The 17,688-nt window shown below is 73.6% G+C and carries 16 protein-coding genes; 9 read left to right on the top strand and 7 right to left on the bottom strand.

Going from position 1 to position 17,688, the window contains the following annotated elements:
• Positions 1-385 precede the first annotated feature (385 nt).
• The 4 genes from egtA to egtD are packed head-to-tail and all read left to right on the top strand — an operon-like array spanning position 386 to position 4,795.
• The gene (gene egtA / locus ACGFT1_RS25185) at positions 386-1,726 is read left to right on the top strand and encodes an ergothioneine biosynthesis glutamate--cysteine ligase EgtA (protein WP_373911238.1); all 1,341 of its coding nucleotides are present in this window, start codon (positions 386-388) and stop codon (positions 1,724-1,726) included.
• The gene (egtB, locus tag ACGFT1_RS25180) at positions 1,723-3,060 is read left to right on the top strand and encodes an ergothioneine biosynthesis protein EgtB (RefSeq protein ID WP_373911237.1); all 1,338 of its coding nucleotides are present in this window, start codon (positions 1,723-1,725) and stop codon (positions 3,058-3,060) included. The genes egtA and egtB overlap by 4 nt, the downstream gene beginning before the upstream one ends.
• The gene (gene egtC, locus ACGFT1_RS25175; protein ID WP_373911236.1) at positions 3,060-3,839 is read left to right on the top strand and encodes an ergothioneine biosynthesis protein EgtC; all 780 of its coding nucleotides are present in this window, start codon (positions 3,060-3,062) and stop codon (positions 3,837-3,839) included. Before egtB ends, egtC begins: the two co-directional genes overlap by 1 nt.
• Complete coding sequence (gene egtD / locus ACGFT1_RS25170; protein WP_373911235.1) at positions 3,836-4,795, top strand: L-histidine N(alpha)-methyltransferase; 960 nt, start codon at positions 3,836-3,838, stop codon at positions 4,793-4,795. Before egtC ends, egtD begins: the two co-directional genes overlap by 4 nt.
• Position 4,796: 1 nt before the next feature.
• On the opposite strand, the gene ACGFT1_RS25165 is transcribed toward egtD, so the two are convergent.
• The gene (locus ACGFT1_RS25165; RefSeq protein ID WP_373911234.1) at positions 4,797-6,053 is read right to left on the bottom strand and encodes an extracellular solute-binding protein; all 1,257 of its coding nucleotides are present in this window, start codon (positions 6,051-6,053) and stop codon (positions 4,797-4,799) included.
• A 211-nt stretch (positions 6,054-6,264) separates the two neighbouring features.
• Here ACGFT1_RS25165 and ACGFT1_RS25160 point away from each other — a divergent pair, with 211 nt between their 5' ends.
• Positions 6,265-6,486 (top strand): dodecin, encoded by a 222-nt coding sequence (locus ACGFT1_RS25160; protein ID WP_373911233.1) that lies wholly within the window; start codon positions 6,265-6,267, stop codon positions 6,484-6,486.
• A 72-nt stretch (positions 6,487-6,558) separates the two neighbouring features.
• On the opposite strand, the gene ACGFT1_RS25155 is transcribed toward ACGFT1_RS25160, so the two are convergent.
• On the bottom strand, positions 6,559-7,050 hold the full coding sequence (locus tag ACGFT1_RS25155; protein ID WP_373911232.1) for a hypothetical protein: 492 nt from the start codon (positions 7,048-7,050) through the stop codon (positions 6,559-6,561).
• Positions 7,051-7,253: 203 nt separating this feature from the next.
• On the opposite strand from ACGFT1_RS25155, the gene ACGFT1_RS25150 reads away from it, so the two are divergent.
• The 3 genes from ACGFT1_RS25150 (at position 7,254) to ACGFT1_RS25140 (ending at position 10,947) form a co-directional block, all read left to right on the top strand.
• A complete protein-coding gene (locus tag ACGFT1_RS25150) occupies positions 7,254-8,261 on the top strand; it encodes an LLM class flavin-dependent oxidoreductase (protein WP_373911231.1) in 1,008 nt (335 codons plus the stop codon).
• Between the two features lie 131 nt (positions 8,262-8,392).
• Positions 8,393-8,587, top strand: coding sequence for an antitoxin (locus ACGFT1_RS25145; protein WP_373911230.1), 195 nt, complete (start codon positions 8,393-8,395; stop codon positions 8,585-8,587).
• Between the two features lie 29 nt (positions 8,588-8,616).
• Complete coding sequence (locus tag ACGFT1_RS25140; protein ID WP_373911229.1) at positions 8,617-10,947, top strand: ATP-binding cassette domain-containing protein; 2,331 nt, start codon at positions 8,617-8,619, stop codon at positions 10,945-10,947.
• Here ACGFT1_RS25140 and ACGFT1_RS25135 read toward each other — a convergent pair.
• The 5 genes from ACGFT1_RS25135 to ACGFT1_RS25115 all read right to left on the bottom strand — a co-directional run bounded on the left by ACGFT1_RS25135 (position 10,937) and on the right by ACGFT1_RS25115 (position 16,333).
• Positions 10,937-11,851: a lysophospholipid acyltransferase family protein gene (locus ACGFT1_RS25135; protein ID WP_373911228.1), complete on the bottom strand. Its 915-nt coding sequence runs from the start codon at positions 11,849-11,851 to the stop codon at positions 10,937-10,939. The two genes, ACGFT1_RS25140 and ACGFT1_RS25135, sit on opposite strands and share 11 nt — an antisense overlap.
• Complete coding sequence (locus ACGFT1_RS25130) at positions 11,851-12,621, bottom strand: GNAT family N-acetyltransferase (RefSeq protein ID WP_373911227.1); 771 nt, start codon at positions 12,619-12,621, stop codon at positions 11,851-11,853. The genes ACGFT1_RS25135 and ACGFT1_RS25130 overlap by 1 nt, the downstream gene beginning before the upstream one ends.
• Before the next feature lie 337 nt (positions 12,622-12,958).
• Positions 12,959-13,705, bottom strand: coding sequence for a succinate dehydrogenase/fumarate reductase iron-sulfur subunit (locus tag ACGFT1_RS25125; protein WP_373911226.1), 747 nt, complete (start codon positions 13,703-13,705; stop codon positions 12,959-12,961).
• Positions 13,702-15,660, bottom strand: coding sequence for a fumarate reductase/succinate dehydrogenase flavoprotein subunit (locus tag ACGFT1_RS25120; protein ID WP_373911225.1), 1,959 nt, complete (start codon positions 15,658-15,660; stop codon positions 13,702-13,704). Before ACGFT1_RS25120 ends, ACGFT1_RS25125 begins: the two co-directional genes overlap by 4 nt.
• A 1-nt stretch (position 15,661) precedes the next feature.
• The gene (locus ACGFT1_RS25115; RefSeq protein ID WP_373911224.1) at positions 15,662-16,333 is read right to left on the bottom strand and encodes a succinate dehydrogenase; all 672 of its coding nucleotides are present in this window, start codon (positions 16,331-16,333) and stop codon (positions 15,662-15,664) included.
• A gap of 120 nt (positions 16,334-16,453) precedes the next feature.
• Between ACGFT1_RS25115 and ACGFT1_RS25110 the strand changes: the two genes are divergently transcribed.
• Positions 16,454-17,338, top strand: coding sequence for a LysR family transcriptional regulator (locus tag ACGFT1_RS25110; RefSeq protein ID WP_373911223.1), 885 nt, complete (start codon positions 16,454-16,456; stop codon positions 17,336-17,338).
• The last annotated feature ends 350 nt before the right edge of the window (positions 17,339-17,688 follow it).

Here is a 17,688-nt window from a genome sequence, read left to right as displayed (position 1 = left end):
CCGGAGCGGAGCGCGGGCAGCCGCGGGCCGGCCGGCGCGGTGCTCGGCCCGGCCCGGACCTGCGTGCACTCGCGGCTCCGCGCGGCGGGCCCGCGCAGGCCGCGCCCCCGGCGCCACCCCCGTGGGTGCCGCGACCGCTGCCTGCGGGGTCTCCCCGTCGTGCTCACGGACGCATCCTGGGTGATGCTGGTGAGCGGTGCAACGGAGTTTCCCGTCCGGGGAACGGCCCGGGACCGCGGCAGGGAAGGGAAGTGACCGATCCGGAACGTCCGGCCGGGCGCCCTTGTGCGAATCGGCTCGAGGGTCTTGGGTGGACCGAGTACCGGCCCCAGCCCCAGGGCAGACCGAGGCCGGTGACATGGTGGAATCTCAGGAGGATCCCGACATGTCCGAAGCGAAGAACGACGGTGGTGACTGTACGGAGCGCCGTACCGCCCTCACCGAAGCCGAGGTGGAGGCCCTGGTCAAGGGCATCTGCTTCAAGACCGGCCCGCCCCGCGCGCTCGGGGTCGAGCTGGAGTGGCTCGTCCATGAACGGGAGCGGCCACAGCTCCCCGTGACATCCGAACGGCTTCAAGCGGCCTACGCCGCCTTGCGGGCCGTACCCCTGGGCTCGGCGCTCACCGTCGAACCCGGCGGCCAGCTCGAACTGAGTTCGCCGCCCGCCGCCTCCCTGATGGAGTGCATCGACACCGTCGCCGCCGACCTGGACGCCGTCCGGGCCGTGCTGGCCGAGGACGGTCTGGTTCTGGCCGGCATCGGCCACGACCCCTGGCACCCGCCCCGCAGGTTCCTGCGGGAGCCGCGCTACGACGCCATGGAGGCGTGCCTGGACCGCACCGGTCCGGCCGGCCGGCACATGATGTGCACTTCGGCCTCCGTCCAGGTCTGCGTGGACGCCGGCCACGAGGAGCCCGGCCCACTGGGGTACATCCGGCGCTGGTGGCTGGCGCACCAGCTGGGCCCGGTGCTGGTCGCCGCGTTCGCCAACTCCCCGCTGGCCGGGCAACGGCCCACGGGCTGGATGTCCACCCGGCAGCTGCTGTGGACTCAGATCGGTCCCGGCCGGGCCGGCGCTCCCCCGCTGGACGCCGAGCCCCGGAGCGCCTGGGCCCGGCATGTGCTGGACTCCCCGGTGATGTGCGTCCGCCGGGACGGCGGGCCGTGGGAGGTGCCCGAGGGGCTCACCTTCCGGGAGTGGACCCGCTCGCCCCGGCCGCCCACCCGGGCGGACCTCGACTACCACCTGACGACACTGTTCCCACCGGTCCGGCCGCGTGGCCACCTGGAACTGCGGATGATCGACGCGCAGCCCGGCGAGCACGGCTGGATCGTGCCGCTCGCGGTGACGGCGGCGCTGTTCGACGATCCGCAGGCCGCCGAGACCGCCTACCGGACCGTGAAGCCGCTCACCGAGCGGACCCTGAACCGGCCGGCCCCGCACAACCCGCTGTGGGTCGACGCGGCCCGGCGGGGGCTCGCCGACCCGGAGCTGCGCGACGCCGCCGCCGTCTGTTTCGAGGCGGCCCTGGCGGCGCTGCCCCGGCTGGGGGCGACCACCCGGGTCATCGAGGCCGTGGCCGCGTACCGGGACCGCCATGTCGCCCGCGGCCGCTGCCCGGCCGACGACCTGCTGGACGGGCCGGCCGCCGGGCCGCCCCGGTCCGGGCCCGGCCCGGCCGCAGGCACGCCCACCGCGCACGGGAGGAAGGACATCCGCGCATGACCGCCCCGGAGACCGACTTCACGACCACCGAGACGGACGGCGAGGCCCTGCGGCAGCGGGCGCTGGCCTCCCTCACCCTGGCCCGTGACCGCACGACCCTGCTGACGACGTGCGTCGACGAGCCTGACCTCACCGCTCAGCACTCCCCGCTGATGTCGCCCCTGGTGTGGGATCTGGCGCACATCGGCAACCAGGAGGAGCTGTGGCTGCTGCGGGCGGTCGGCGGCCGGGAGGCGATGCGGCCCGACATCGACTCCCTGTACGACGCCTTCGAGCATCCGCGCGCGGAACGTCCCTCGCTGCCGCTGCTGCCGCCCGCCGAGGCCCGCCGGTACGCGGCCGACGTACGAGGCCGGGTGCTGGACGTGCTGGCGGGTGCGGACTTCCACGGCTCCCGGCTGACCGAGGCCGGTTTCGCCTTCGGGATGATCGCGCAGCACGAACAGCAGCACGACGAGACCATGTTGATCACCCATCAGCTCCGGCGCGGACCGCGGGCCCTGACCGCCCCCGACCCGGAGCCGGTCCCGCCGTTCACCGGCCCGGCCGAAGTCCTGGTGCCCGGCGGTCCGTTCACCATGGGCACCTCCGCCGAGCCCTGGGCGCTCGACAACGAACGCCCGGCGCATCCGCGTCAGGTGGCGCCGTTCTGGATCGACACGACACCGGTGACCAACGCGGCGTACCGGGCGTTCGTCGAGGACGGCGGCTACGACACCGAACGCTGGTGGTCGCCGGAGGGCTGGGCGCACATCAGGGCGCACGGCATCACCGCCCCGCTGTTCTGGCGGCGGGACGGCGGCCAATGGCTGCGGCGCCGGTTCGGGGCCACGGAGGTGGTCCCGCCGGACGAGCCGGTGCTGCACGTGTGCTGGTACGAGGCCGACGCCTACGCCCGCTGGGCCGGGCGGCGGCTGCCCACCGAGACGGAGTGGGAGAAGGCGGCCCGCTTCGACCCGGCCACGGGCCGCTCGATGCGCTACCCGTGGGGCGACGCCGACCCCGGGCCCGAACACGCCAACCTCGGCCAGCGGCACCTGGGCCCGGCGCCCGCCGGCAGCTACCCGGCCGGTGAGTCACCGCTCGGCGTACGGCAGTTGATCGGGGACGTCTGGGAGTGGACGGCGAGCGACTTCCTGCCGTACCCGGGCTTCCGGGCCTTCCCCTACGAGGAGTACTCGAAGGTGTTCTTCGGCTCCGGCCAGAAGGTGCTGCGCGGCGGTTCGTTCGCCGTGGACCCGGTGGCCTGCCGGGGCACCTTCCGCAACTGGGACCACCCCGTGCGGCGGCAGATCTTCTCCGGGTTCCGCACCGCGCGCTCGGAGACCGTCTGATGTGCCGCCATCTCGCCTACCTGGGAGCCGAGAAGCCGCTGGGCCGGGTGCTGGCCGAGCCCGCGCACAGCCTGCTGCGCCAGTCCTGGGCCCCGCGGCGGCAGCGGTACGGCACGGTCAACGCCGACGGGTTCGGAGTGGGCTGGTACGCCCCCGGGGACCCCGTGCCGGCGCGCTACCGGCGGGCCGGGCCCATCTGGGCGGACCTGTCCTTCGCCGATCTGGCGCGGGTGGTGCGCTCCGGTGCCGTGCTCGCGGCCGTCCGGGACGCGACCCTCGCGGGCGCGGACGCCGAGGCCGCGGCGGCGCCGTTCGCGGCCGGGCGGTGGCTGTTCAGCCACAACGGCGCCGTCGCCGGCTGGCCGGACGCGGCGGCACCGCTGGTGTCCGCACTGCCCCCGGTCGACCTGCTGTCCCTCCAGGCCCGTACCGACTCGGCCTTCGTCTGGGCGCTGGTGCTGCACCGGCTGCGGACCGGCGACGAACCCGCCCGGGCTCTCGGCGAAACCGTCCGCGCCCTCGCCGAGGCGGCCCCCGCCTCCCGGCTGAACCTGCTGCTCACGGACGGCGCCACGATCGCCGCCACCACCTGGGGCGACTCGCTCTGGTACCGCACGGAGCCCGGCCTGAGCACGGTCGTCGCGTCCGAACCGTACGACGACGACCCGCTCTGGCAGGAGGTTCCCGACCGGACCGTGCTCACCGCGAGCCGCGCCGGCGTGCTGCTCGCCCCGCTGGAGGATCCGGCGTCCGTATCACCTAAGGAGCCCTGCCGTTGAGTCCCCTGCACATCACCCGCACCCTCCCCGAGGACACGACGGGCGCCGCGCTGCGCGCCGACGTGCTGCACGGCCTCACCTCCACCCCCAAGCGGCTGCCGCCCAAGTGGTTCTACGACGCCCGTGGCAGCGAGCTGTTCGAGCAGATCACCGAACTGCCCGAGTACTACCCCACCCGCGCCGAGCGGGAGATCCTCGCGGCCCGGTCGGCTGAGATCGCCGCCGCGAGCGGTGCCCGTACGCTGGTCGAGCTGGGCTCGGGCTCCTCGGAGAAGACCCGCTATCTGATCGAGGCGCTGCCCCTGTCGGCGTACGTACCGGTGGACGTCAGCGAGAGCGCGCTCAGCCAGGCGGGGCAGGCTCTGGTCGAGGAGCGTCCGGACCTCGACGTGCACGCGCTGATCGCCGACTTCACCGCCCCGCTCGCCCTGCCGGCCACCCCCGGACCCCGCCTGGTGGCCTTCCTGGGCGGCACGGTCGGCAACCTGCTGCCGGACGAACGCGCCGCCTTCCTGGCCTCCGTGCGGGCCCTGCTCGACCCGGGCGACGGGCTGCTGCTCGGCACCGACCTGGTCAAGGACGAGCGGGTGCTGGTCCGGGCGTACGACGACGCGGCGGGGGTGACGGCCGCGTTCAACAAGAACGTGCTGGCCGTCATCGACCGGGAGCTGGGCGCCGACTTCGATCCGGACGCCTTCGACCATGTGGCCCTGTGGGACGCCGAACGGCAGTGGATCGAGATGCGGCTGCGCTCCCGTACCGCGCAGACGGTGAAGATCCCCGCGCTGGACCTCGCCGTGGACTTCGCCGCGGGTGAGGAGCTGCGCACGGAGGTGTCGGCGAAGTTCCGGAAGAACGGGGTGACGGCCGAACTGGCCGCCGCGGGGCTGGAGCTGACCCACTGGTGGACGGACGAGCCGGGCCGGTTCGCGCTGTCCCTGAGCGTGGCGCGGTGAGTCAGCCGAGGTCCGGGGCGAGTTTCCCGGTGATCGCGCGGGAGGCCTTGCGGGCCTCCGTCGCCGGGTCGGCCCCTTTCAGCACCCGGGTCATGTACTCCTTGATCGGGTTGTCGGCCTCGACGTCGGCCCACTGAGGGGTGCTCGGGGTCGCCCGGCCGTGCGCCGCGCCCGCGGCCATGGCGGCGACCCCGTCCTCGTCGGCGACCGCACCGGCCAGCGAGGTCTTGTTGGGCACGTAGTTCATGGTGCGGGCGAGCTCGGTGTCCCACTTGGCGCCGGTGAGGGCCCCGACGACGGTGGTGGCGGCGAACTGGTCGTCGGTGTTCTGCGCCACTACGAGGTCGGAGCCGCCGGTGAAGACGGTGCCGGGCCGGCCGGCGGTCCTCCCGGGCACCGGGAAGAAGCCGAGCTTGTCCTTCAGGTCCGGGTTCTGCCGCACGATGGACTGGACGAGGCCGGGTACGGCGATGATCTGCGCGACCTTGCCGCCGGCGAACACCCCTGCCTGGGGCGGGTGTTCCTCGTCGGCGTCCACGGGGCCCTCGCCCAGTGCCTGGAGGCGCCGGTAGAAGTCCATGCCGCGCAGCGCGGCGGGCGTGTCCAGGGTGCCCCGCCATTCGTAGTCCTTCTCCCGGGCGAGTTCACCGCCCTCGTCCCAGATGAAGCCGGAGAGGGTGTACCAGTCCTGCCCGGCGAGGTAGATGCCCTGCGTACCGCCCGAGTCGAGTGTCCCGGTGTCGGCGAGCCACTCGTCGCGGGTCTTCGGCGGGCGGGTGATGCCCGCCCGCTCGAACGCGTCCTTGCGGTAGATGACCACCCGGTTGGCCGCGTACCAGGGGATGCCGTACTGCTTGTTGCCGTCCCTGCCGGGCTGGGCGAGGCCGGGCAGCCACTTCTCCTTGCCCCAGTCCCGCATCGACTCCAGCGTGAGGTCCACGAGCCGGCCGTCGTCCGCGTACAGCGGCACCTGGGTGTTGCCCACCTCGATGACGTCCGGTCCGTCGGCCGCGCCCGGTTTCAGCGCGGCGCGGACCTTCTCCACGATGCCGGTCCACTCCTGGATGCGGATGTCCAACCGCAGGTTCCCGTGGGTGCGTTCGAAGTCCTCCGTGAACCGGTGCAGGAACTCCTTGGACGCGCTGTCCTTCATCAGCCACACCGTGACGGTCTTCCGGTCGTGTCCGCCGGGGAGCATCCCGCAGCCGCTGACGAGGGAGCCGGTGACACAGAGAAGGGCGAGCAGACGACGTCTCACGAGGGGTCCTGTTCTGTCTGGCACGGTACTGCGGACAGGGGTGGGGGCCCGACGTGGGGGGACGAGCGCGGATGCTCCTACGGGTGTGCTGGATTTTGGTATGGACCAATACGGAGGTCAAGGGCTACCGGGCGGTACGCCCGCGACGCGCGTGCGGGCGGGGCTCGGATACGGCACGGTGGAGTACGCGTGAGACGAGAGGAGCACCCGCATGTCGAACCACACCTACCGGGTCACCGAGATCGTCGGCACCTCGCACGAGGGTGTCGACCAGGCCATCCGCAACGGCATCGCCCGCGCCGACCGGACGCTGCGCAACCTGGACTGGTTCGAGGTGACCCAGGTCCGCGGCCAGATCGAGAACGGCCGCATCGAGCACTACCAGGTGGGTATGAAGGTCGGCTTCCGGATCGAGGACGAGGGCGGCTCCTGAGTCGCGCCGGTGCCCGCCACGGCCCTGCGGGCGGTCAGGGCCCGGCCGGCGTCGGGTGTCACCGTCCCGGTGTCAGGTGCGGCCGTCCCGCTCCTGGGCCTCCTCCAGCGCGGCCGACTTCGCGGCCCAGCGGGCCCGTACGACGGTGAACCCGGCGCGCTCGGCGTCGTCGCAGACCAGCTCGTCGTCATCCACGAGGAAGCGCACCTCGCGTTCCTGGGCGAGCCGGCGCAGGATCCGCAGTTTGGTGAACCGGGCGGGTCTGCGGTCGGCGTCGCTGCGCATGTGCACGCGCCCCTCGGGCAGCCCGTGGGCCGCGAGCCACTCCAGGGTGTCCCGGCGGCACCTCTCGGGACGGCCCGTGAGGTAGACGACCTCGCACGCGCGGGCGCTCTCCACGGCCAGCGCCACGCCCTCGGCGAGCGGCGGGTCCTGGGGCGCGGAGGCGAAGAACGCGTCCCAGTCGCGCGGGCGGACGGTCAGGAAGTGCTGGCGGTGTGCGGTGTCGGCGAGCGTGTTGTCGAGGTCGAACACGGCGAGCGGGCGACGGCTGCTGTCGGTCACGCCGGCCACCCTAGCCAGCCGCCCGCCCCCGGCGAGCCGGCGACCCGCGCACCGTGCACCGCCGCTCGGCGTGGTCCGCGCCGAGACCGCCGACCGCGCCCATCGCGCCGACCGGCCGCCTGACCCCGCCGACCCCGCCGCCCCGCCGCCCGACCGCCCGACCGCCCCGGGAATCCTGGAGCCGCCCGGGCGTTGAACCCTGCGTGAGCAGCTCACTGATCGCCCGTACCCGGTTCTCCCTCCTCGACCGCTCCCGCACCCGCGAGGGGCACCCGCCCGCCGAGGCGCTGCGGGACACCGTCGCGCTGGCCCGGGCGGCGGAGGCGCTCGGGTTCCACCGGTTCTGGGTGTCCGAGCACCACGGCGTGCCGGGCGTCGCCGGTTCCGCGCCGACCGTGCTCGCCGCCGCGGTCGCCGCGGCGACCCGCACGATCCGGGTCGGCACCGGCGGCGTCATGCTGCCCAACCACCGGCCGCTGGTCGTCGCCGAACAGTTCGGGGTGCTGGAGTCGCTGTTCCCCGGACGGATCGACATGGGGCTGGGCCGTTCCGTGGGCTTCACGGACGGGGTGCGCCGGGCCCTCGGCCGGGACAAGGGGGACGCCGAGGACTTCGGGGCGCAGCTCGGCGAACTGCTGGACTGGTTCACGGGCGGTTCACCCACCGGGGTGCACGCCCGCCCGGCGGAGGGACTGTCGGTGCCGCCGTTCGTGCTGGCGATGGGCGAGGGCGCCCGGATCGCGGCGCGCGCGGGCCTGCCGATGGTGATCGGGGACCTGCGCGACCGTGACAGGATGCTCCGCGGCATCGACCGGTACCGCTCCCTGTTCCGCCCCTCCCCCTGGGCGGCCGAGCCGTACGTGGTGATCTCCGGCACGGTCGCGGTCGCCGGCACCGGGGCGGAGGCGCGCCGGCTGCTGGTACCCGAGGCCTGGTCGACGGCGTACTTCCGCACGCACGGCACCTTCCCGCCGCTCGCCCCCGCCGAGTCCGTCGAGACCCGTGCGATGTCCGCGAGGGAACGCGGCGTCTACGAGTCCGCTCTCGCCGGGCACATCGCCGGCACCGCGGAACAGGTCGCCCACGAGCTGGAGGCGGTCCTGAAGGAGACGGACGCGCAGGAGGTGCTGGTCACCACCAGCACCTACGACCGTACGGCCCTGCTCGACTCACACCGGCGGCTCGCCGCGCTCCTCGCGCCGGGGCGGTGAGGCGGTGAGGCGGTGAGGCGGTGAGGCGGTGAGGCGGTGAGGCGGTGAGGCGGTGAGGCGCCCGGGATGCGAACCCGGCCCGGGCCGGTGACCCTGGGAGGGCACATCCCGAACGACGAGGAGGCTTGTCAATGTCCTTCATGGACAAGATCAAGGGCATGCTCAAGGGCCATGAGGACATGGCCGGCAAGGGCATCGACAAGGGCGGCGACCAGATCGACCAGCGGACCGGGAACAAGTACCGGTCGCAGGTCGACACCGGGCAGGACAAGCTGAGGGACGAGTTCGGCACCCCACGCGACCAGGGCAGCCCGCCGCAGGGGTGACCCGCGGGGGCGGCTAGAGTTTCCTCCCGATGCACAGCCCCCATGACCCCTACGTCCGCGTCCGAGGCGCCCGCGAGCACAACCTCAAGGGCGTCGACGTGGACATCCCCCGGGACGTGCTGGCCGTGTTCACCGGCGTCTCCGGCTCGGGGAAGTCGTCCCTGGCGTTCGGCACCATCTACGCCGAGGCCCAGCGGCGGTACTTCGAGTCGGTCGCACCCTACGCGCGCAGGCTGATCCACCAGGTCGGGGCCCCGGCGGTCGGCGAGATCAGCGGGCTGCCGCCCGCGGTCTCGCTGCAACAGCGCCGCTCGGCCCCCACCTCGCGCTCCTCGGTGGGCACGGTCACCAACCTCTCCAACTCCCTGCGCATGCTGTTCTCCCGCGCCGGGACGTATCCGCCCGGTGCCGGACGGCTCGACTCGGACGCGTTCTCGCCGAACACCGCGGCCGGCGCCTGCCCGGGGTGCCACGGCCTCGGCCGGGTGCACGAGACGACGGAGGAGCTGCTGGTCCCGGATCCGTCGCTGTCCGTGCGCGAGGGCGCCGTCGCGGCCTGGCCGGGCGCCTGGCAGGGCAAGAATCTGCGGGACATCCTCGACGCGCTCGGGTACGACGTGGACCGGCCCTGGCGTGAGCTGCCCGCCGCACAGCGCGAGTGGATCCTGTTCACGGACGAACAGCCGGTCGTCACCGTCCACCCCGTCCGGGACGCCGACCGCATCCAACGGCCCTACCAGGGCACGTACATGAGCGCCCGCCGGTATGTGCTGAAGACGTTCTCCGACACCCGCTCACCCACCCTGCGGGCCAAGGCGGAGCGGTTCCTCACCAGTGCGCCCTGCCCCGACTGCTCAGGCAGCCGGTTGCGGCCCGAGGCGCTCGCTGTGACGTTCGCCGGCCGGAACATCGCCGAACTGGCCGCGCTGCCGCTGACCGACCTCGCCGGACTCCTGCAAGGAGACACGGAGACCGCCCGGGTCCTCACCGCGGACCTGAGGGCCCGGATCGAGCCGGTGACCGAACTGGGCCTCGGCTATCTCAGCCTGGACCGGGCCACCCCCACGCTCTCGGCCGGTGAGCTGCAACGGCTGCGGCTGGCCACCCAGTTGCGCTCCGGACTGTTCGGCGTGGTGTACGTGCTGGACGAGCCGTCCGCCGGACTGCACCCGGCGGACACCGAGGCGCTGATCACCGTGCTGGAGCGGCTGAAGGCCGCCGGCAACTCGGTGTTCGTGGTGGAGCATCACCTGGAGGTGGTGCGCGGCGCCGACTGGCTGGTGGACGTGGGGCCGGGCGCGGGCGAGCACGGCGGGCGGGTGCTGTACAGCGGGCCGGTGGCCGAGCTGGCCTCCGTCGAGGAGTCAGCCACCGCGGCATACCTCTTCGACGAGTCCCCCGGCCCCGTGCGCGAGGTGCGCCGGCCGCGCGGCTGGCTGACCGTGGGCCCGGTGACCCGGCACAACCTGCGGGGTGTGACGGCCGAGTTCCCGCTCGGCGCGTTCACCGCGATCACGGGTGTCTCCGGCTCGGGGAAGTCCACGCTCGTCGGCGAACTGGCGGAGCGGCCGGCGGGCATCGAGCGGCTGGTCCGGGTCGACCAGAAACCCATCGGGCGCACCCCGCGCTCCAACCTGGCCACCTACACGGGCCTGTTCGACGTCGTACGCAAGGTGTTCGCCGGCACGGACGAGGCACGGGCGCGCGGCTACGGGGTCGGGCGGTTCTCCTTCAACGTGTCGGGCGGACGCTGCGAGACCTGTCAGGGCGAGGGGTTCGTCAGCGTCGAGCTGCTGTTCCTGCCGAGCACGTACGCACCCTGCCCCGACTGCGGCGGGGCCCGGTACAACCCCGAGACCCTGCGGGTGACGTACCGGGGACGGACCATCGCCGAGGTGCTCGACCTGACGGTGGAGTCGGCGGCGGAATTCTTCGCGGACATCCCGGCCGCCGCGCGCAGTCTGGCCACGCTGCTCGACGTGGGCCTCGGCTATCTGCGGCTGGGCCAGCCCGCGACCGAGCTGTCCGGCGGGGAGGCACAGCGGATCAAGCTCGCGAGCGAACTGCAGCGGGGACGCCGCGACCACACCCTGTATCTGCTGGACGAGCCGACGACCGGACTGCACCCGGCCGATGTGGAGGTGCTCACGGACCGGTTGCACGGCCTGGTCGACGCCGGGCACACGGTGGTGGTCGTCGAGCACGACATGACGGTCGTCGCGGGTGCCGACTGGGTGATCGACCTGGGTCCGGGCGGCGGCGACCGGGGAGGCCGGATCGTGGCGGCCGGCCCGCCGGAGCAGGTGGCCCGGGTCCGGGGCAGTGCGACGGCGCCGTACCTGGCGCGGGTCATGCCCTGAGCCGCGGACGGTCCGCCGGGACCCGGGGCACCGGGGCGGTGACCTGGCCGGCACCGGCGTACGGCCCGTGCAGGACACCGGCGACCAGGGTCGCGTGGGTCCAGCCGGGTTGCGGGGCGGCCGGCTGGGCGGCGCGGGCGAGGGTCCGCCGGTCGGGGTGGGCGCCCGGCGGGATCACCGGCCGGACCTCCACCTCGGCGACCAGGCCCCGGGTGCGGGCCACCCGCCACAGCGAGGCGAGGAAGGTGTCCTCGCCGACGAAGGCCGCAGCGGTGCCGGATCCGCCGTCCCGCTGCCGGTAGCGCAGGCGGACCGGCTGGACGGGTACGCCCGCGTCCAGCGCGGCCTGGAAGACGGCGCGGTGGAAGCGGCCGTGGGCGCGCCCGCACCAGGTGCTGCCCTCGGGGAAGGCGGTGACGGCCGCGCCCGTCCGCAGGGCGCCGGAGATGCGGTCCACGGTCTCGGGCAGGGCGCGCAGCCGGTCCCGTTCGATGAACAGGGTTCCGCCGCGCCCGGCCAGCGCGCCGGCCACGGGCCACCTCCGGATCTCGCTCTTGGCGAGCATCCGGGCGGGGCGTACGGCGGTGAGCAGCGGGATGTCCAGCCAGGAGACGTGGTTGGCGACCAGCAGCAGCCCGCCGGCCGGCGGGGCTGCGCCGGTGATGCCGACGCGCACTCCGGCGGCCCGCACGATCGCCCGGCACCACCGCCTGGTCCAGTCGGCGGGGATCCCGTCCCGCAGGCCGGGGCAGCCCCGGCCGAGCGCGCACAGCACGATTCCGGCCAGTACGAGGGCCGTGAGCGCGGCGAGCCGCAGCAGGGCCCGGGGTACGGCGACGAGGGTCCCGGCCCGTTCCACGCAGGCGCCCGGGGTGCAGGGCGCGCCGGGCTGCCAGCCGCCCATCAGGCCGGCACGAGGGAGAGGAAGTGCCGCAGGTAGCGCGGGTCGATACGGCGCATCGACAGCAGGACGTACAGGTCGGCGACGCCGAAGTCGGGGTCGTGCGCGGGTTCGCCGCAGACCCAGGCGCCGAGGCGGAGGTAGCCGCGCAGCAGGGCGGGCAGTTCGGCGCGGCCGGCCGGGAGGCCGGCGTCGGGCACCCACGGCAGCAGGGGCCGCACCCGGAACTCGTCGGGGGCGAGGTGGCGGGCGCGGACCCGGTTCCAGGTGGCGGAGGCGAGGGCGCCGCCGTCGGCGAGCGGCACGGAGCAGCAGCCCGCGAGCCACTCGTGTCCCCGGTCGGTCATGTAGCGGGCTATGCCGGCCCAGATCAGGCCGATGACCGCGCCGTCGCGGTGGTCGGGGTGGACGCAGGAACGGCCGACCTCGACCAGGCCGGGCCGGATCGCGTCGAGCGCGCCGAGGTCGAACTCGCCCTCGGAGTACAGGCGGCCGGCGACCGCGGCCCGCTCCGGCGGCAGCAGCCGGTAGGTGCCGACCACCTGCCCGGTCACGGTGTCGTGGACGAGCAGGTGGTCGCAGTACGCGTCGAAGGCGTCGATGTCGTGGCCGGGCTCCGGGCCGGCCAGCAGGGCCCCCATCTCGCCGGCGAAGACGTCGTGCCGCAGGCGCTGCGCGGCGCGCACGCCGGCCTCGTCGCGGGCGAGGGTGACGGTGTAGCGGGCGGGTGCCGCGGGCTGCGGGGGACGGTCGAGGGTGGACACGCCGGTCATGGCACTCTCCTGGTCACGGGCCGGGTCGGCGACGGCGGCGGACCCGGATGCGTACGGCCCGCCTTTCCCTGTTCTTCCGATGCCGGTTGGCGTGCGTGTGACGGGTGCCGGGAGAGTGGATGTGGGGATGCTGAACGGCGGGGTCGGCCGTCCTCGCGGACGCGTCCGGCGGGCCGGGTGTGCCGCCGGGTGAACGAGACGGGGCCGGGTGAGCACCTACCCGGCCCCGCCCGCCCGCCCGTATGTGGGCGAACGTTCACCGAAGCGTCCGGGGGCGGGGAGCCGTGCGGCGGCCCGTGTCCGCCGGACCGCGGTCCTCCCCTCGCCCCGGACGGCGTTACCGCCTGACCTTCCGGGTGGCCCGCAGCCACTCCTTGTTCATGCGCGTGATGGAGACGAGCGGGATGCCCTTGGGGCACGCGGTCGCGCACTCCCCGGCCAGCGTGCACCCGCCGAAGCCTTCCGCGTCCATCTGCGCCACCATGTCCAGCACTCGCGTCTCCCGCTCGGGCGCGCCCTGCGGCAGGACGTTGAGGTGGTTGACCTTCGCCGAGGTGAACAGCATCGCCGCCCCGTTGGGACACGCGGCCACGCACGCGCCGCAGCCGATGCACTCGGCGTGTTCGAAGGCGAGGTCGGCGTCGGCCTTCGGCACGGGGGTGGCGTGCGCTTCCGGCGCGGAACCGGTGGGTGCGGTGACGTATCCGCCGGCCTGGATGATCCGGTCGAACGCCGACCGGTCCACGACCAGGTCCTTGATCACCGGGAAGGCGGACGCCCGCCAGGGCTCGACGTCGATCGTGTCGCCGTCCCGGAAGGACCGCATGTGCAGCTGGCAGGCGGTGGTGCGTTCGGGCCCGTGCGCGTCGCCGTTGATCACGAGCGAGCACGCGCCGCAGATGCCCTCGCGGCAGTCGTGGTCGAAGGCGACCGGCTCCTCGCCGGAGAGGATGAGCCGTTCGTTGAGGACGTCCAGCATCTCCAGGAACGACATGTCGGGCGAGATGCCTTCGACCTCGTAGGGGGACATGGCGCCTTCGGCGTCGGCGTTCTTCTGCCGCCAGACGCGCAGGGTGAGCTTCATGCGTAGCTCCGCTGGGTGGGGTGGACGTACTCGAAGACCAGGTCTTCGCGGTGCAGGACGGGTGCCTGGCCGGTGCCGGTGAACTCCCAGGCGGCGGCGTACGAGAACAGGTCGTCGTTGCGGGCCGCCTCGCCGTCCGGGGTCTGGGACTCCTCGCGGAAGTGGCCGCCGCAGGACTCGGTGCGGTGCAGCGCGTCGAGACACATCAGCTCGGCGAGTTCCAGGTAGTCGACGACGCGGTTGGCCTTCTCCAGCGACTGGTTGAACTCCGCGCCGGTGCCGGGCACCTTGACGCGCCGCCAGAACTCCTCGCGCATCTGGGGGATGCGTTCCAGGGCCTTGCGCAGTCCGCTGTCCGTGCGGGCCATGCCGCAGAACTCCCACATCAGTTCGCCCAGTTCGCGGTGGAAGGAGTCCGGGGTGCGGTCGCCGTCCACGGCAAGCAGCAGGTTCAGCCGGTCCTCGGTCGCGGCCAGCACCTCCTCGGCGACGGGGTGTCCGGCGGTGACCGGTTCCTGGTGCGGGGTGCGGGCGAGGTAGTCGTTGATGGTGGCCGGGAGCACGAAGTAGCCGTCGGCCAGGCCCTGCATCAGCGCGGAGGCGCCGAGCCGGTTGGCGCCGTGGTCGGAGAAGTTGGCCTCGCCGACGGCGAACAGGCCGGGGACGGTGGTCTGGAGGTCGTAGTCGACCCACAGTCCGCCCATCGTGTAGTGCACGGCCGGGTAGATCCGCATCGGCACCTCGTACGGGTCCTCGTCGGTGATCCGCCGGTACATCTCGAAGAGGTTGCCGTACCTGGCCTCCACGGCCTGCCGGCCCATCCGCCGGACGGCGTCGGCGAAGTCCAGGTAGACGCCCTGGCCGCCGGGGCCCACTCCCCTGCCCTCGTCGCAGACGTTCTTCGCGGCGCGGGAGGCGATGTCCCGGGGCACGAGGTTGCCGAAGGAGGGGTAGACGCGCTCCAGGTAGTAGTCGCGCTCCTCCTCGGGGATGCGGTGCGGCGGGCGGTCGTCGCCCTTGGCCCGGGGCACCCAGATGCGGCCGTCGTTGCGCAGCGACTCGCTCATCAGGGTCAGCTTGGACTGGTGGTCGCCGGTGCGCGGGATGCAGGTGGGGTGGATCTGGGTGAAGCAGGGGTTGGCGAAGTACGCGCCGCGCCGGTGGGCCCGCCAGACGGCCGTCGCGTTGGAGTTCATGGCGTTGGTGGACAGGTGGAAGACGTTGCCGTAGCCGCCGCTGGCGAGGACGACGGCGTCGGCGAAGTACGTGTCGATCCTGCCGGTGACGAGGTCGCGCGCCACGATCCCGCGGGCCCGGCCGTCGACGACGATCAGGTCCAGCATCTCGGTGCGCGGGTGCATCTCCACGTTCCCGGCGGCGATCTGCCTGGACAGCGCCTGGTAGGCGCCCAGCAGGAGCTGCTGGCCGGTCTGGCCGCGGGCGTAGAACGTGCGGGAGACCTGGACGCCGCCGAAGGAGCGGGTGTCGAGCAGGCCGCCGTACTCGCGGGCGAAGGGCACGCCCTGGGCCACGCACTGGTCGATGATCTCCACGGAGATCTGCGCGAGCCGGTGGACGTTGGACTCCCGGGCGCGGAAGTCGCCGCCCTTGACGGTGTCGTAGAACAGCCGGTGGATCGAGTCGCCGTCGTTGCGGTAGTTCTTCGCCGCGTTGATGCCGCCCTGCGCGGCGATGGAGTGAGCCCGGCGCGGGGAGTCCTGGTAGCAGAACTGGACGACGTGGTAGCCCTGTTCGGCGAGGGTGGCGCCCGCGGAGCCGCCCGCGAGACCGGTGCCGACGACGATGACCGTGTGCTTGCGCCGGTTGGCGGGGTTGACCAGCTTCGCCTCGAAGCGGCGCTTGTCCCAGCGTTCGTGGATGGGCCCGGCGGGGGCCTTGGTGTCGGTGACCGGCGCGCCGGTCCTGTAGTCGGTGTACTCGGGGGAAACGGTCATGTCAGCTCACCACTCCGGCCATGACGCCCACGGGTACGGCGATGAAACCGGCCGTGAGCAGAGCTGCGAGGACGTCGGCGACGGCCCTCAGGGCGCGGTCGCGGGTGCGGCTGCCGGCACCGAGGGTCTGGGCGGCGCTCCAGAAGCCGTGCCGGACGTGCAGGCCGAGCGCGAGCATCGCGACGATGTAGACGACGTTGCCGTACCAGGTGGAGAAGGTGTCCACGACGTTCTGGTACGGGTGGCCCGGCTGGAAGCCGCCGGAGTGCACGGTGCCGGTGGTCAGGTCCAGCAGGTGCCAGACGATGAACAGGCCGAGGATGACACCGCCCCAGCGCATGGTGCGGGTGGCGTAGCTCGCCCTCCGCTTCTTGTGCACGTACCCGCTGGGCCGGGCCCGCAGGTCGCGGCGGCTGAGCTGGTAGGCGGACGCGGCGTGGGCGGCCACGGCGGCGAGGAGGACGATCCGGACGAGCCAGAGCGTCCACTCGTAGTGCATGAAGGGTTCGCCGGCCGTGCGCAGCCAGTGGGCGTAGTGGTTGAACTCCGCCGGGCCGAAGAAGATCTTCAGGTTGCCGATGACGTGTGCGACCAGGTACAGCAGCATGATCACGCCGCTGACGGCCATCACCGTCTTCTTGCCCACGGTGGAGTCCCACAGCGTGCGTGCCATGGACGGTCGTCGGTCCGTCCGCGTTGCCAGAGCCATGGAACAGCACGCTAGGCCCGGAGCAATCGATCGGTCCAAGACATGGTCCGGCTCGTTTCGATAGGCAGTGGCTATGCTTGCGGGATGCAGTTCCAGCAGCTCCAGTACTTCGTGGCCGTCGCCGAGGCCCGGCACTTCACCCGGGCCGCCGAGCTGGTCCACGTGGCCCAGCCCTCGCTGTCCCAGCAGATCAAGGCGCTGGAGCGGGAGCTGGGCGCGGATCTGTTCCTGCGCGCCCGGGGCAACATCACGCTCACCGACGCCGGTGCGGCGCTGCTGCCGCTGGCCCGGCGCATCCTGGCCGACGCGGACACCGCCCGGCAGGAGGTGCAGGAGCTGGCGCAGCTGCGGCGCGGGCGGGTGCGGCTCGGGGCGACGCCGAGTCTGTGCACGGGCCTGCTGCCGGACGTGCTGCGCGCGTTCCACGACCGGTATCCGGGCATCCGCCTGCTGATCGAGGAGGGCGGCTCGCACGACCTGGTGCGGGAGCTGGCGCGGGGCGCGCTCGACCTGGCGCTCGTGGTCCTGCCGCTGCCGGCGCCGGCGCCCGCGCTGACCACCGTGGAACTGCTGCGGGAGGACCTGGTGGTGGTGTCCTCCCCCGAGGCACCGGTGCCCGGCCGGGGCGGACGGGTCCTGGAGATCGCCGAGCTGGCGGGAGAGCGGCTGGTGATGTTCCGGCACGGTTACGACCTGCGGGAGCTGACCGTCGCCGCGTGCCGCACCGCCGGGTTCGAGCCGGACTTCGCCGTGGAGGGGGGCGAGATGGACGCGGTACTGGGCTTCGTGCGCGCGGGGCTGGGGATCGCCGTGGTGCCGCGGATGGTGGCCACCCGGGCGGGGCGGGGCCTGCGGGTCACCCCGCTGGCCCGGCCGGGGCTGCACCGGACCATCGCCCTGGCCCACCGCAGCGACGTGGCCCCGCCCCGGGCCGCGCGTGAACTCCAGCGAATGCTGCTCGAACGCTGACCCGGGCGGCGGGGGCGGGAGCCGGACGAAGAGGGCGAGGGCCGGGCGCATCGGCCCGGCCCTCGGCGCGTCCGCCGGGTGGGAGGCGCGCCGGCACGGTGAGAGATGCGTCAGCCCTGCCGGGCACACAGGGTGTGAGCGGCGTGTCAGCCCGGTCAGCGCCGTGCCGGTCGTCCGGCCACCGTGACGCGCCGGCCCGCCCCCGCACCCCGGGGCGGTCCGCCCGGTCACCGGCGCGCCGGCCCGGTGAGCGGCGCGTCCACCGGGCCGGGGCCAGTCATCAGCAGCCGGCCGGGCCGGTCAGCGGCGTGCTGGGCCGGGTGAGCGGCGTGGCGCGCCGGCCGGCATTC

This window comes from Streptomyces sp. Y20, from assembly GCF_043195475.1.
Classification (GTDB): Bacteria; Actinomycetota; Actinomycetes; order Streptomycetales; family Streptomycetaceae; genus Streptomyces.
This window is presented reverse-complemented; position numbering and strand designations above follow the sequence as displayed.